Source organism: Oceanimonas sp. AH20CE76, from assembly GCF_039654065.1.
Taxonomy (GTDB): Bacteria; Pseudomonadota; Gammaproteobacteria; order Enterobacterales; family Aeromonadaceae; genus Oceanimonas; species Oceanimonas smirnovii.
Map to the genome: position 1 here is coordinate 3,208,337 of NZ_CP155481.1, position 14,164 is coordinate 3,222,500.

The 14,164-nt window shown below is 58.7% G+C and carries 11 protein-coding genes, 2 rRNA genes and 1 riboswitch (1 of these 14 only partly in view); of the genes, 8 read left to right on the forward strand and 5 right to left on the reverse strand.

What is annotated here, in order from left to right; genetic code table 11:
* Nucleotides 1-23: 23 nt before the first annotated feature.
* A riboswitch (TPP riboswitch) is annotated at nucleotides 24-126 on the reverse strand.
* Between the two features lie 97 nt (nucleotides 127-223).
* Nucleotides 224-1,096 carry a 1,4-dihydroxy-2-naphthoate octaprenyltransferase gene (menA, locus tag N2M06_RS15625; protein ID WP_346352196.1) on the reverse strand — a complete coding sequence of 291 codons (873 nt, stop codon included), beginning with the start codon at nucleotides 1,094-1,096 and terminating at the stop codon, nucleotides 224-226.
* 114 nt (nucleotides 1,097-1,210) lie between these two features.
* Between menA and N2M06_RS15630 the strand changes: the two genes are divergently transcribed.
* The 6 genes from N2M06_RS15630 (at nucleotide 1,211) to cysA (ending at nucleotide 8,162) form a co-directional block, all read left to right on the forward strand.
* Nucleotides 1,211-2,122: an o-succinylbenzoic acid (OSB) synthetase gene (locus N2M06_RS15630; RefSeq protein WP_346351233.1), complete on the forward strand. Its 912-nt coding sequence runs from the start codon at nucleotides 1,211-1,213 to the stop codon at nucleotides 2,120-2,122.
* A gap of 107 nt (nucleotides 2,123-2,229) precedes the next feature.
* Entirely contained in the window at nucleotides 2,230-4,209 is a 1,980-nt protein-coding gene (locus N2M06_RS15635) for an exoribonuclease II (protein WP_346351234.1), read from the forward strand.
* A gap of 163 nt (nucleotides 4,210-4,372) precedes the next feature.
* Nucleotides 4,373-5,380 (forward strand): thiosulfate ABC transporter substrate-binding protein CysP, encoded by a 1,008-nt coding sequence (gene cysP, locus N2M06_RS15640; protein WP_346351235.1) that lies wholly within the window; start codon nucleotides 4,373-4,375, stop codon nucleotides 5,378-5,380.
* 3 nt (nucleotides 5,381-5,383) lie between these two features.
* On the forward strand, nucleotides 5,384-6,226 hold the full coding sequence (gene cysT, locus N2M06_RS15645) for a sulfate/thiosulfate ABC transporter permease CysT (RefSeq protein WP_317075751.1): 843 nt from the start codon (nucleotides 5,384-5,386) through the stop codon (nucleotides 6,224-6,226).
* Complete coding sequence (gene cysW / locus N2M06_RS15650; RefSeq protein WP_317075752.1) at nucleotides 6,226-7,065, forward strand: sulfate/thiosulfate ABC transporter permease CysW; 840 nt, start codon at nucleotides 6,226-6,228, stop codon at nucleotides 7,063-7,065. The genes cysT and cysW overlap by 1 nt, the downstream gene beginning before the upstream one ends.
* Nucleotides 7,066-7,070: 5 nt before the next feature.
* Nucleotides 7,071-8,162, forward strand: a complete 1,092-nt coding sequence (gene cysA, locus N2M06_RS15655) for a sulfate/thiosulfate ABC transporter ATP-binding protein CysA (protein ID WP_346351236.1) — start codon at nucleotides 7,071-7,073, stop codon at nucleotides 8,160-8,162.
* 88 nt (nucleotides 8,163-8,250) lie between these two features.
* Here the strand turns inward: cysA and cysM are convergent, their stop codons facing one another.
* On the reverse strand, nucleotides 8,251-9,141 hold the full coding sequence (gene cysM / locus N2M06_RS15660; RefSeq protein ID WP_019934623.1) for a cysteine synthase CysM: 891 nt from the start codon (nucleotides 9,139-9,141) through the stop codon (nucleotides 8,251-8,253).
* Between the two features lie 146 nt (nucleotides 9,142-9,287).
* Here cysM and N2M06_RS15665 point away from each other — a divergent pair, with 146 nt between their 5' ends.
* Nucleotides 9,288-9,641, forward strand: a complete 354-nt coding sequence (locus N2M06_RS15665) for a DMT family protein (RefSeq protein WP_019934624.1) — start codon at nucleotides 9,288-9,290, stop codon at nucleotides 9,639-9,641.
* A 1-nt stretch (nucleotide 9,642) separates the two neighbouring features.
* Here the strand turns inward: N2M06_RS15665 and N2M06_RS15670 are convergent, their stop codons facing one another.
* On the reverse strand, nucleotides 9,643-10,257 hold the full coding sequence (locus tag N2M06_RS15670) for a LysE family translocator (protein WP_346351237.1): 615 nt from the start codon (nucleotides 10,255-10,257) through the stop codon (nucleotides 9,643-9,645).
* A 107-nt stretch (nucleotides 10,258-10,364) separates the two neighbouring features.
* Between N2M06_RS15670 and N2M06_RS15675 the strand changes: the two genes are divergently transcribed.
* The gene (locus N2M06_RS15675) at nucleotides 10,365-13,028 is read left to right on the forward strand and encodes a bifunctional acetate--CoA ligase family protein/GNAT family N-acetyltransferase (RefSeq protein ID WP_346351238.1); all 2,664 of its coding nucleotides are present in this window, start codon (nucleotides 10,365-10,367) and stop codon (nucleotides 13,026-13,028) included.
* A gap of 116 nt (nucleotides 13,029-13,144) precedes the next feature.
* On the opposite strand, the gene rrf is transcribed toward N2M06_RS15675, so the two are convergent.
* Nucleotides 13,145-13,259, reverse strand: a 5S ribosomal RNA gene (gene rrf, locus N2M06_RS15680).
* A gap of 81 nt (nucleotides 13,260-13,340) precedes the next feature.
* Nucleotides 13,341-14,164, reverse strand: a 23S ribosomal RNA gene (locus N2M06_RS15685); it runs 2,064 nt beyond the window's last position.

Sequence of the window (14,164 nt, forward strand, 5' to 3'; positions counted from 1 at the left end):
TAAAGAACTGCCTACATCCGGTAGCGGGTTCTTTACTTGCTTCCCTTCGCAGGTATTAGCCTGATCAGGTTCAACGGATCCCGCTTTCGCGGTCTCAGCCCCATGAGGGCACTCCGACAAGATGGTCGCAGTATAACCAGACCAAGTTCACAAAAGCAAAGATGATTCATTGCCAGACAACAGCCAAAATGGCACCGGGCCGTTACTTTTTTGCATAAACCACTCAGGACGTTACCAACCCCAATGCCAGACCCACGGTCAGAATCAGGGTACCTTTGGCAGTGAGCGCCAGTGCCCGGTTCAGCTCGGCGCCTTCCCGGGTCAGCACCAGCTTCAGCCCTTGGGCAAGCGGCCACAGCCCCAGCAGCGCCAGATATCCCCAGCCGGTCATCAGCCGTTCGGCTGCCAGCACCGCCAACGCCAGCAGCCCGGCCTGCCAGGCCCGTGCCCGGGGCAGCCCCAGCCGTAAAGCAAGCGTGTGTTTGCCCGCCTGAGCATCACCCGCCATGTCGCGAATATTATTGATATTGAGCACCGCCATCGACAGCAAGCCTGCCACCAGCGCCGCCCAGATGCCGGCAGCGGCAAGCTCCGGCCGCATCAGCCAGCCAGTGCCCAGCACCGCCACCGGGCCGAAAAACACAAATACCGCCGCATCGCCCAGCCCCGAGTAACCATAGGGCCGCCGGCCCAGGGTATAACCCAGTGCCGCCAGCACAGATAACGCCCCCAGCAGCAAAAAGCCCAGCCAGGCGGCAAGGTCGTGACCCAACGCCAGGGTCAGCAGTGCCAGTCCGCTTGTCAGTGCCAGTAAAATCACCACTACTATGGCCCGGCGCAGCTGAGCCACCGACACTTGCCCCGAGGCCAGCACTCGTACCGGGCCGGTGCGCTCATGGCCATCTGTGCCACGCAGACCGTCGCCGTAATCGTTGGCCAGATTCGACAGAATCTGCAGTAACAGGGCCGTGAGCAAGGCCAGGGCCAGCACACCAACATTTACAGTGCCGGCACTGGCGGCTCCCAACACAATGGAAGCCACCGCCAGCGGCAGGGTTTTGGGCCGAATGGCCAGCAGCCAGATGTTCAGGGGCATCACAAACACAATTCCACTTATATAAAGCGCTCCATGATACTCAATAAACACCGCTGTCGCTCACCGTGTCACCATGTTACCTTTATGTAAAATTAAATAGCTGAGCGCCTTGCCATGTCCATTTCGGTTTACCGCTATGCCCTGCCCCTGACCAAAGAAAAAGTGATCGACGGCGTTGCCGTGCGCCGCCGCCATGGCTTGTATATATGTATTAACGGTCACTGGGGCGAGGTGGCACCCCCGGTCACCGCCGATATAGCAGCAACAGAAACCGAACTGCTGACCGCCTGCGCGCAGCTGGAACAAGGCCTTGAGCATACAGCCACCTCACCCTGGGTGCGCTTTGGACTGGGTTGCGCGCTCACGCCACTCACAGCAGCACCCGCTCCCAGCCTGCCGCTGCTGGAAGGCGAGCGCGAAGCCATTATTCGCGCCTGGCGCTGCCGCAGGGAGCACCCTGTTCAAGCCTGGCTGACCCTGACCGGCGATGTGCAGTTTGACGCCGGCCTGGTGCGCGAGCTGTCCATTCTGGTGCCCGGCCTCAGGCTGGTGCTGGATGCCGGCGGCCGGCTCAGCGAAGCACAGCTGGCTGAACTGTGGCGACATACCGGTGGTCGCGCTACCGACTGGCTGCTTGATCCCGGCGCCAGCCCGGCCGACACTCGCACACTTGCCCAACGGCATGGCTGGCCGGTGGCCATCAGTGCTGATCGCTGTGGCGATAAACTCCCGGCGGTGTTTGAAGGGCTGAAAGCCCTGGTGCTGCGCCCCTCCCTGCTGGGCGAGCCGGCCTTGTGCCGGCAGTGGGCCAATACGGCACTAGCGCAAGGGCTGCAGGTGATACTGGCGGGCAATCTGGAAAGCGGCCTGGCCAATCAGCATATTGCACAACTGGCGGGGGAGCTGACACCGGACAGCCAGGCTCAGGTCGACGGCCTGCGTTATTTGCTGCACAACGGCGTCACCACTCAAGGCCAGCCGGACGTTAATCACCTTACTCTGGTTTATGGATCAGGCTGTTTATAAAACAGCCACAAAAAGCGCACCAAACTGGTGCAAAAGGCAAGGTTTTCTTGGCATTTTGAGGGTAAATCCGTATAGTCAGGCCGATATTTCGACAGGTTCCCAAACACATGTTTCAAGACAATCCCCTGCTGGCTCAGCTCAAGCAACAAATCCGCGACACCCTGCCTACCAAGGAAGGCATGGTCAAAGGCACCTCCAAGGGCTTCGGCTTTCTCGAAGTCAGTGACAAGGAAAGCTATTTCATTCCGCCCCCGCACATGAAAAAGGTGATGCATGGCGATCACATTACCGCCGTGCTGCGCACCGAAAACGACAAGGAGATGGTGGAGCCGGAGACCCTGATCGAGCCTGGCCTGACCCGTTTTGTGGCCCGGGTAAAGTGGTTCCGTGACCGGCTCAATATTGTGCCCGATCACCCGCTGATGAAAGACGCCATCAAGGCTCGCACCATCAAGGGAATGAACGACCAGGACCTGAAAGATGGCGACTGGGTGCTGGCGGATCTCAAGCGTCACGCCCTGAAAGACAATGGCTTTTTTGCTGATGTGGTGGAAGTGATTGCCGGCGTGGACGACCCCATTGCCCCCTGGTGGGTGGTGCTGGCCCGCAACAGCCTGGCCAACCAGGCCCCTCAGGACCGGGAACAGTGGGAGCTGCTGGACGACACTCTGCCCCGCCAGAACCTGACCGAAGTGCCCTTTTTCACCATCGACAGCGAGTCCACTCAGGATATGGACGACGCTTTGAGCGTGAAAAAGCTGGATGACGGCGGCTGGGAGTTGCTGGTGGCCATTGCCGATCCCACCGCTTATGTAGCCCACGACAGCGACATGGACAAAGTAGCCGCCGAGCGCGCCTTTACCGTGTATTTGCCGGGCCGCAACATTCCCATGCTGCCGCGCACCCTGGCCGATGAGCTGTGCTCCCTGAAAGAAGGGGAAGACCGTCACGCCCTGTGCGCCCGCATTCATATTAACGCCGACGGCAAGGTAGCCGACGATGCCGAGTTTTTTGCCGCCCGCATTCGCTCCCACGCCCGCCTGGCCTATAACAAGGTCTCCGACTGGATTGAAGGCACCGGCGACTGGCAGCCCGAAAGCGAAGTGATTGCCGAGCAGTTGCGCGAGCTGAACACCATGACCCTGGCCCGCAACAACTGGCGCAGCACTCACGCCATTGTGTTCCCGGACCGCCCCGACTTCCGTTTTGAACTGGACGATGCCAGCAACGTGGTGGCCATTCACGCCGATCACCGCCGCATTGCCAACCTGATGGTGGAAGAGTCGATGATTGCCGCCAACCTGGCCTGCGGCAACTGGCTGACCAAACACTGCGGCACCGGTGTATTCAACGTGCACGCCGGCTTTGATGAAGAAAAACTGGCCCAGCTGCAGGAACTGCTGAAAGAGCATGATGCACCGGTAGACCTCGACAGAATCACCACCCTGGAAGGTTTCTGTGAGCTGCGCCGCTGGCTGGATAGCCGCGACACCAGCTATCTGGACAACCGGGTGCGCCGCTTCCAGTCTTACGCCGCCATGAGTACGGCTCCGGGTGAGCACTACGGCCTGGGTCTGGACGCCTACGCCACCTGGACCTCGCCCATTCGTAAATACGGCGACATCATCAACCACCGGCTGATCAAGGCCATTCTGGCCGAAAAAGCCCACGACGCCCACGCGCCCAACGCCGAGCTGGCCGTGCACCTCTCGGAACAGCGCCGTATGCACCGCCGTGCCGAGCGCGACATTGCCGACTGGCTGTATGTGCGCTATCTGCAGCCGGCGGTGGCTGGCGGCCATGTGTTTGATGCCGAGATTATCGACATCGGCCGCGGCGGCGTGAAGCTGCGCCTGCAGGAAAACGGCGCCGTGGTGTTTATGCCGTCCTCCCTGATCCTGCCCAACCGGGATCGGCTGGAATGCAGCTGGGACGACGGCCGGGTCTATCTCGACAAACAGCCGGTATACGAGCTGGGCCAGCACATTCAGGTGATCCTGACCGAAGCCATTGAAGACACCCGTTCCCTGATCGCCAAACCGGCCATTCCGCTGGTACCGGAGAAGCAGGAAAAACCTGCTTCCTGAGCGGAATTCTGATACTGAAAAGGCCTGCACATGCAGGCCTTTTTTGTCCCTTATATCCACCCTTGCTTATATATTCCAAAAGCAACTATCAAAGATGGTTTAAATATCTTTTGCGCATATTAGAATCGATTATAGTTTCTTCATTTTTGTTTGGAGTTGAATCATGCGCAAATCCCTTCTGGCCTCTGTGCTGTTTGCCGCCGGCGTGAGCGCCACCGCCCTGCCGCTGCAGGCCAAAGAGCTGCTCAACAGCAGCTACGACATTGCCCGCGAGCTGTTTGCCGAAATCAACCCTGTGTTTGTAAAGCACTGGCAGGAGCAAACCGGTGAAACCCTGGAGATCAAGCAATCCCATGCCGGTTCATCCCGCCAGGCCCAGGCCATTTTGCAGGGCCTGCGCGCCGATGTGGTGACCTACAACCAGACCACCGATGTGGATGTGCTGCACCAGAAGGGTAATTTGATCCCCGAAGACTGGAAGGCCCGCCTGCCCAACGACAGCTCCCCCTACTACTCCACCATGGCATTTCTGGTACGCAAGGATAACCCCAAGCAGGTGCAGGGCTGGGACGATCTGACCCGGGACGACGTGCAGCTGGTATTCCCCAATCCTAAAACCTCCGGTAATGGCCGTTACACCTATCTGGCCGCCTGGGGTGCTGCTCATAAGGCCTTTAATGGCGACGAGAGCAAAATCCGCGAGCATATGGGCAAGCTGGTGAAGCAGGTGGCCGTGTTCGACACCGGCGGCCGGGGTGCCACCACCACCTTTGTGGACCGTGGCATTGGTGATGTGCTGATCACCTTTGAATCGGAAGTGAACAACATTATCGCCCAGTACCCGGATCAGGCCTTTGAGCGGGTAGTGCCGCCGGTAGACGTGCTGGCCGAGTTTCCGGTGACCTGGATTGACCGCAACGTGGAGCGTAACGACACCGCCGGCGCCGCCAAAGCCTATCTGGAGTTCCTCTACACCCCAGAGGCCCAGCGCATTCTGGCCAGCTACAACTACCGGGTGCATAACGAAGAAGTGGCCGCCGAAGTGGCCGATCAGTTCCCGGCCACCGAGCTGTTTACCGTGGAAGAGATCTTTGGTGGCTGGGAGCAGGCCATGCAGGATCACTTTGCTAACGGCGGCAGCCTGGATCAGCTGCAAGCCGAGGCCCGCTAAGCCATGGCGGCGTTGCTGGGTGCTTCCAGGCGGGTGCTGCCGGGCTTTACCCTGAGCCTGGGCACCAGCCTGCTGTTCGTCAGCCTGATCATATTGCTGCCGCTCACCGGGCTAGTGATGAACACCAGCCAGATGGGCTGGGAGCAATATTGGCAGGTGGTGACAGACCCGCGGGTGGTGGCTACCTACAAGGTGACCCTCAGCGCCGCCGCCGTGGCCAGCCTGTTCAACATGGCCTTTGGCCTGCTGATGGCCTGGATCCTCACCCGCTACCGTTTTCCCGGCCGGGCCCTGCTCGACGGCCTGATGGACCTGCCCTTTGCTCTGCCCACGGCGGTGGCAGGCCTGACCCTGGCCTCGCTGTTTGCCACCAATGGCTGGTACGGTGCCTGGCTGGCAGAGCTGGGTATCAAGGTGTCCTACACTTGGGTGGGCATAGTGGTGGCCATGGTGTTTACCAGCGTGCCCTTTGTGGTGCGCACCGTGCAGCCGGTGCTGGAAGACCTGGGCCCGGAATATGAAGAAGCCGCCGCCACCCTGGGGGCCAGCCCCTGGCAGGCCTTTACTCGCGTGGTGCTGCCCGAGCTGCGGCCGGCGCTGTTTACCGGCACTGCGCTGTCATTTACCCGCAGTCTGGGGGAGTTTGGCGCCGTCATCTTTATTGCCGGCAACATGCCCTGGCAGACCGAAATCACTTCGCTGATGATCTTTATTCGGCTGCAGGAGTTCGACTATGCCGCCGCCAGCGCCATTGCCAGCCTGGTGCTGCTGGCCTCGTTTGTGCTGCTGTTTACCATCAACACTCTGCAAAGCCGCTTTATGCGCCGCATTCGAGGTAACGCCTGATGGAACAGACGCTCACGCTCAGGGCTTCCCGCCCCTGGGGCCGCTGGCTGCTGATTGGCACCGGCGTGGTACTGACCCTGCTGTTGCTGGTGGTGCCGATGATTGCCATCTTTGCCGGCGCGCTGGCCGCCGGTGTGGGTGGTGTGATTGACAACCTGGCTGAGCCCGACATGCTGCACGCCATTGGCCTGACCCTGATGGTGGCGGCCATTACCGTGCCCATCAACCTGGTGTTTGGCACCCTGCTGGCCTGGCTGGTCACCCGCTTTCGCTTTCCCGGCCGTCAGCTGCTGCTGACCCTGATGGACGTGCCCTTTGCGGTGTCACCTGTGGTGGCCGGCCTGCTTTATCTGCTGATGTACGGCGTCAACGGCCCGGTGGGCGGCTGGCTCGACAGCCACGATATGCAGCTGATGTTTGCCTGGCCCGGCATTGTGATGGTGACGGTGTTCGTAACCTGCCCCTTTGTGGTGCGCGAGCTGGTGCCGCTGATGAGCAGCCAGGGCACCGACTCGGAAGAGGCCGCCGTGCTGCTGGGTGCCAGCGGCTGGCAGCTGTTCCGTAAGGTCACTCTGCCCAATATTCGCTGGGCGCTGCTTTATGGCGTGATCCTCACCAATGCCCGGGCTGTGGGCGAATTTGGGGCCGTGTCTGTGGTGTCCGGCGGCATTCGCGGTGAAACCAATACCCTGCCCCTGCATGTGGAGCTGCTGCATCAGGACTATAACGCCGTGGGTGCCTTTACCGCCGCCGCCCTGCTGACGCTGATGGCAGTGGTCACCCTGATGATTAAATCTTATCTCGAGTGGCGTCTGCACAACGCCAGTGAACAGGAGTAACCGGCATGAGCATTCGCATTGACGGCATTCAAAAGTCCTTTGGCAAGACCCGAGTACTGCACGATATCAATCTGGATCTGCCCAGCGGTCAGCTGGTGGGTCTGCTGGGGCCGTCGGGCTCGGGCAAGACTACGCTGCTGCGCATTATTGCCGGGCTGGAGCAGGCCAATGCCGGCCGCATTCACTTTAATGGCACCGACGTGACCGGGCTGCACGCCCGGGATCGCAAGGTGGGCTTTGTGTTTCAGCATTACGCCCTGTTTCGCCATATGACGGTGTTCGACAACATCGCCTTTGGCCTGACCATTAAACCAAAAAAAGAACGCCCGCCCGCCGCCGAGATCAAAACCCGGGTGGGCAAGCTGCTGGAAATGATCCAGCTGTCGCACCTGGCCGACCGCTTTCCGTCCCAGCTGTCCGGCGGCCAGCGTCAGCGGGTGGCGCTGGCGCGGGCGCTGGCGGTGGAGCCGCGGGTGCTGCTGCTGGACGAGCCCTTTGGTGCGCTCGATGCTCAGGTGCGCAAGGACCTGCGCCGCTGGCTGCGCCGGCTGCACGACGAACTGCACTTTACCAGCGTGTTCGTCACCCACGATCAGGAAGAAGCGCTGGATGTGTCGGATCAGGTAGTGGTGATGAGCCAGGGCCGCATTGAGCAGATTGGCAGCCCCAACACCGTATGGCAGCAGCCCGCCAGCCGCTTTGTGCTGGAATTTCTGGGCGAGGTGGCCAAAATTGACGGCGAGCTGGCGGGTGGCCGTTTTCGCGTGGGCGACCATGGCCTGGCGCTGCCGGCGGCGGCGCAACACAGCGGAGCCGCCAGCTGGTATCTGCGCCCCCACGAGATCGGCCTGCAGGCCGAGGCAAGCACCAGCCATCCACTGCCGGTGCGGGTCACCGACGTTAACCCTCGCGGTGCCCTGGTGCACCTGGAGCTGGAGCCTGCCGGCTGGCCGGGCCCGCTGCTGGAAGCCGAGCTGCCCCAGCATCAGCTAAGTAATGTAGAACGAGGCCAGACCCTGTATCTGGGTGGCCAGCAGGGCCGCCTCTACGCCGGCGACCGCCAGCTCACCGAAAGCAAGCTGGCGTTATCGGCCTGAAAGGATCAAAAGAGGGATTAGGGATTCGTGACTGGGGACTGGCAGAGACGTTTTCTAATCCCCGGTCCCTGATCACCAATCCCGGTTTTTATCCGTTAAACACACCCGATGACAGGTAGCGGTCGCCCCGATCGCAGACAATAGCCACAATCACGGCGTTATCCACTTGCTCCGCCAGTTTCAGCGCGCCGGCCACGGCACCGCCGGAGCTGACGCCGCAGAAAATGCCTTCCTCTCGTGCCAGGCGCAGCATGGTAGCTTTAGCTTCTTCTTCGCTGATATCCAGCACCGAATCCACCCGGCTTTTGTCAAAGATGCCTGGCAGATAGGCCTCGGGCCAGCGCCGAATGCCCGGAATATGGCTGCCTTCGCAGGGCTGCAGGCCCACAATCTGCACCTCCGGGTTCTGCGCCTTGAGGTATTGGGACACGCCCATGATGGTGCCGGTGGTGCCCATGCTGGACACAAAGTGGGTAATACGGCCGTCGGTTTGCTGCCAGATCTCGGGGCCGGTGGAGAGCAGGTGGGCTTGCGGGTTGTCCGGGTTGTTGAACTGGTCAAGGATCACGCCCTTGTCTTCGGCGGCCATTTGCTCCGCCAGATCCCGGGCGCCTTCCATGCCTTCTGCCTTGCTCACCAGAATAAGCTCGGCACCATAGGCGCGCATAGAGGCCTTGCGCTCTTCGGTGGAGTTGTCGGGCATGATCAGCACCATTTTGTAGCCCTTGATGGCGGCGGCCATGGCCAGGGCGATGCCGGTGTTACCGCTGGTGGCTTCAATCAGGGTATCGCCAGGCTTGATGATACCGCGCAGCTCGGCCTGCTGAATCATGTTCAGGGCCGGTCTGTCTTTTACCGAGCCAGCCGGGTTATTGCCTTCCAGCTTTACCAGCACACAACTGTTGGTGTGATTGGTCATACGCTGCAGGCGCACCAGCGGCGTGTTGCCGACATAATCCTCAATGGTCGGAAATGACATAGGTAATCCTTTGCTACAGTGTCTGCAGCTAGTTTACCTCCGAGGTGCCAGGCAAGTTAAGAGGCAGTAATAAATAGCCCGGTTACGGCTTGCGCCAGAATCAGCCCGGTATAATAATTCGCCGGCCCTGTTCACGGAGAGTCCTTATGCCGCCACTGGCCATTACCATCAGTCTGCTGATCCTCAGCAACATTTTCATGACCTTTGCCTGGTACGGGCATCTGAAAAATATGCAGCACAGCCCCTGGATCTGGGCCGCCCTGGTCAGCTGGGGCATAGCACTGTTTGAATACCTGCTGCAGGTGCCGGCCAACCGCATTGGCGCTCAGGTGGTCAATGTGGGTCAGCTCAAGATCCTGCAGGAGGTGATCACCCTGTCGGTATTCGTGCCCTTTTCCATACTCTACCTGAAAGAGCCCTTTCGTATGGACTTTGTCTGGGCCGGGCTCTGCCTGCTGGGTGCCGTGTTCTTCATGTTCCGCGAGCGGCTGTTTGGCTGAATCAGCGACTTAGTGCCAGCCGGGCACCCAGTACCATCATCAGTATTCCCGAGATCCGGCCCAGATAAACGGAAAAACGCTCCCGGCCTGCCAGGCTGCGCTGCAGCCGCTGCCCCAGCAAACCGTAGCCGCCGTTGCACAGAGTGGCGGTGAAAGTAAACACCAGCCCCAGTTGCAGCAACTGTAACGGCACCGAACCACCGTCAAAAGTGACGAACTGGGGCAGAAACGCGAGGAAAAACAGCGCTACTTTGGGGTTAAGCAGGCCCACGGTCAGCCCTTGCCTGAAAATACGCCAGCTGCTTTGCTCATTAGCAGCGGCAGGTAACGCCAGCCTGCTGGCATGACGCAGGCTGCTCCAGCCCAGATAGAACAGATAAGCCGCTCCGGCATACTTGATCAGGGTAAAGGCGGTAGCCGACTGCAACACCAGCGCCGATAACCCCACCACTGCCAGCAAAGTATGGCCAAGATAAGAGATCCCAAGCCCGAGCGCCGCCAGCATGCCGGCGCGACGATGGCCACCCAGGGCCTGAGAAAGGATAAAAAAGATATCCGGCCCGGGGGTCAGATTCAGGGCCAGACAGGCAGGAATGAACAGTAACCAGACTTCCATCACAGTCTCCGGGCGCGTTTGCTCGTGGTCAACACAAAGTGGATAGCAGACTGATAATATGCTTCAAATATTAGTTTGGTGCCACATATCGTATTTGAGGAGACGCCATGCCCCAGCAAGGACTTGATGCCCTGTTCAGGCCCGCCAGCATTGCCGTTATCGGTGCTTCGCACCGGGACAACGGTGCCGGCAAACTGGTAATGAAAAACCTGTTGGCCGGTAATTTCAGTGGCCCCGTTATGCCGGTTAACCCCAAATACGAGGCAGTAGCAGGAGTGATGGCCTATCCGGATATCGCCAGCCTGCCACGCATTCCTGACCTGGCCATTATCTGTACGCCAGCGCACAAAAACACAGAGATTATCGAAAAGCTGGGGCAAAAGGGCTGTAAAGCCGCCATTATTCTTGCCGCCGGCACCACTAATGAACAGCTGGAACAAATGAAATCCAGCGCCCGGGAACACCGTATGCGTCTGCTGGGCCCCAACAGCATGGGGGTAATACTGCCGCATCTGGGGTTAAATGTGAGTTTTGCCCCTTTTCCGGCCAAAAAAGGGCGAATTGCCTTTGTTTCACAATCTTCTGCGGTGTGTGCGACGATTCTGGACTGGGCACGGCATAACGATATCGGCTTCTCTCATTTTATCTCCCTAGGTGATGCCTGCGATATCGACTTTGCTCAGTTGCTCGATTACCTGTCCCGGGACCGGCACACCAATTCCATTTTGCTGTATATGGATGCCGTGCAGGATGCCCGTGCCTTTATGTCTGCAGCCCGTGCCGCGTCCCGCAACAAGGCTGTGCTGGTGGTCAAAAGCGGCAAAACCCGTATTGGCGCTCAGTTGGGTCATATTCATACCGGCGGCCATGTGGGCATGGACTCAGCCTACGATGCCGCCATTCGCCGGGCCGGCATGCTGAGAGTGCGCGACACTCACGACTTGTTTGCCGCGGTAGAAACCCTGAACCATTCACACAGTCTGCGGGGCGAGCGGCTGGTTATTCTCACCAACGGCGGTGGTCCGGCCATCAATGCCATCGACACCCTACTGGCCCGGGGCGGCAAGCTGGCCAGCCTGACCGACACAACACGTGCGGCACTGGACAACGTATTGCCGCCATCCTGGTCTCGCACCAACCCCATCGACATCGTCGGTGATGCACCAGTAGAGCGCTATGTGGCCAGCCTTCGGGTATTGCTCGATAGTGACGATTTTGATGCCATTCTGATCATGCACGCGCCCTCGGCTGCGGTAAACAGCACAAAAGTAGCCAAAGAGCTGATTGAAGTACTGCGCTCTCATCCCAGAGCCAAACGTTTTAATATTCTGACCAACTGGTCCGGTGAAACCAGCGCTTTTGAAGCCCGCCGTTGCTTTACCGAAGCCGGCATTCCCACCTATCGCACGCCGGAAAGCGCTGCCGGTGCTTTTATGCATATGGTGGAATATCGACGTAACCAAAAACAGCTGATGGAAACCCCCGAGTCCATTTCAGACATGCCCAGTGATGGCGACACAGTCCGCAAGCTCATTGGTCAGGCTTTTGAAGAAGGACTGAACCAGCTCGATACTCATGAAGTGAGCCGGCTGATGGCCGCTTATGGCATTGACGTTTTGCCGACCTGGATTGCCACTGACGGCACCGAAGCAGCCCATATTGCCGAACAAATTGGTTATCCTGTGGCGATCAAGCTGCGATCTCCCGATATTGTGCATAAATCGGAAGTGTCGGGCGTAGTGCTCAACCTGCGTTCGGCCGCAGAGGTGGCTCAGGCTGCCGATGCACTGCTCGACCGGGTGCGGCAGGCATACCCCAGTGCTCGTATACACGGCCTGATGGTACAGCGCATGGCGCGCCGGGCAGGCTCTCAGGAGCTGCATATAGCGGTTCGCTCAGATCCCGTGTTTGGTCCGGTCATTCTGCTGGGTGACGGCGGTGTGGATCTGGAAGGAGAAGAGCAGGCCGCAGTGGCATTACCCCCCTTAAACATGACCCTGGCCCGCTATCTGGTTATTAATGCGCTTAAAAGCGGCAAGGTGCGTGCAAACCGCTCTCAGCACCCCATGGATATGATGGCGGTATGCCGGGTGCTGACTCAGGTATCTCATCTGATTATCAACCACCCGGAGATTGTCAGCCTCGATATTCATCCGCTGCTGGCCACCGGTAGCGAACTGATTGCACTGGATGTAAGCATGAAGCTCACTCCCTTTGAAGGAGATGGCCAGACCCGGCTTGCTATCCGGCCTTACCCCAGAGAGTGGGAAGAGCGTACTGTGCTTAAAGATGGCACTCCGGTCACTCTAAGGCCCATACTCCCCGAAGATGAGCCAGCCCATCAGGATTTTGTCAGCCATGTTACTGATGAAGACAGATATAAACGCTTCTTTGCCGATGTGGTGATCGGCCATGAAGAACTGGCTCATATGACTCAGATAGATTATGACCGGGAAATGGCCTTTGTAGCCGTGGCCAGTAATGGCAGCATTCTTGGTGTAGTACGGGCAGTTTCTGATCCTGACAATAACGATGCCGAGTTTGCTGTGCTGGTACGCTCGGATCTCAAGGGTGTGGGACTGGGCCGTATGCTGATGGAGAAGATCATTCGTTATGCCCGGCAGCGCGGTCTCAACAGCCTGAGCGGTATCACAATGCCATCGAACCGGGGCATGGTGATGCTGGCCCGCAAGCTGGGCTTTAACACCAGAATGCAGCTGGAAGACGGTATCGTTGAGCTGAAGCTGCTGCTGAATAATGAGGTTTTGTAGGCCCGGTTTAACCGGGCAATAAATGCATACGCCTCGTATAAAACGGGGCCTGCAAACACAAAATACAGAAACGAAAAAAGCCCTTCACATCAGTGAAGGGCTTTTTCTTATTGGGTGCCTGGCAGTGACCTACTTTCACATGGCAGCTGCCACACTATCATCGGCGCGGTTGCGTTTCACTGCTGAGTTCGGCATGGAGTCAGGTGGTTCCACAACGCTATGGCCGCCAGGCATTAAACTGTAATTCGAAAAAAGCTGTTTTGATGAATTTGTTCTTGAGACCGCAAGTCTCTCACACTTCTTGGGTGTTGTATGGTTAAGCCGCACGGGTCATTAGTACAGGTTAGCTGCACGCCTCACAGCGCTTCCACACCCTGCCTATCAACGTCCTGGTCTCGGACGGCCCTTTAGAGGTATCAAGTACCTAGGGATGACTCATCTCGAGGCTCGCTTCCCGCTTAGATGCTTTCAGCGGTTATCGATTCCGAACTTAGCTACCGGGCAGTGCCACTGGCGTGACAACCCGAACACCAGAGGTTCGTCCACTCCGGTCCTCTCGTACTAGGAGCAGCCCCTCTCAATCATCCAACGCCCACGGCAGATAGGGACCGAACTGTCTCACGACGTTCTGAACCCAGCTCGCGTACCACTTTAAATGGCGAACAGCCATACCCTTGGGACCGACTTCAGCCCCAGGATGTGATGAGCCGACATCGAGGTGCCAAACACCGCCGTCGATATGAACTCTTGGGCGGTATCAGCCTGTTATCCCCGGAGTACCTTTTATCCGTTGAGCGATGGCCCTTCCATTCAGAACCACCGGATCACTATGACCTGCTTTCGCACCTGCTCGACGTGTCTGTCTCGCAGTTAAGCTGGCTTATGCCATTGCACTAACCGTACGATGTCCGACCGTACTTAGCCAACCTTCGTGCTCCTCCGTTACACTTTGGGAGGAGACCGCCCCAGTCAAACTACCCACCAGGCACTGTCCTCATCCCCGATAAGGGGACCAAGTTAGAACATCAAACATACAAGGGTGGTATTTCAAGGATGGCTCCACGGCAACTGGCGTCACCGCTTCACAGCCTCCCACCTATCCTACACATGTAGGGTCAATGTTCAGTGCCAAGCTA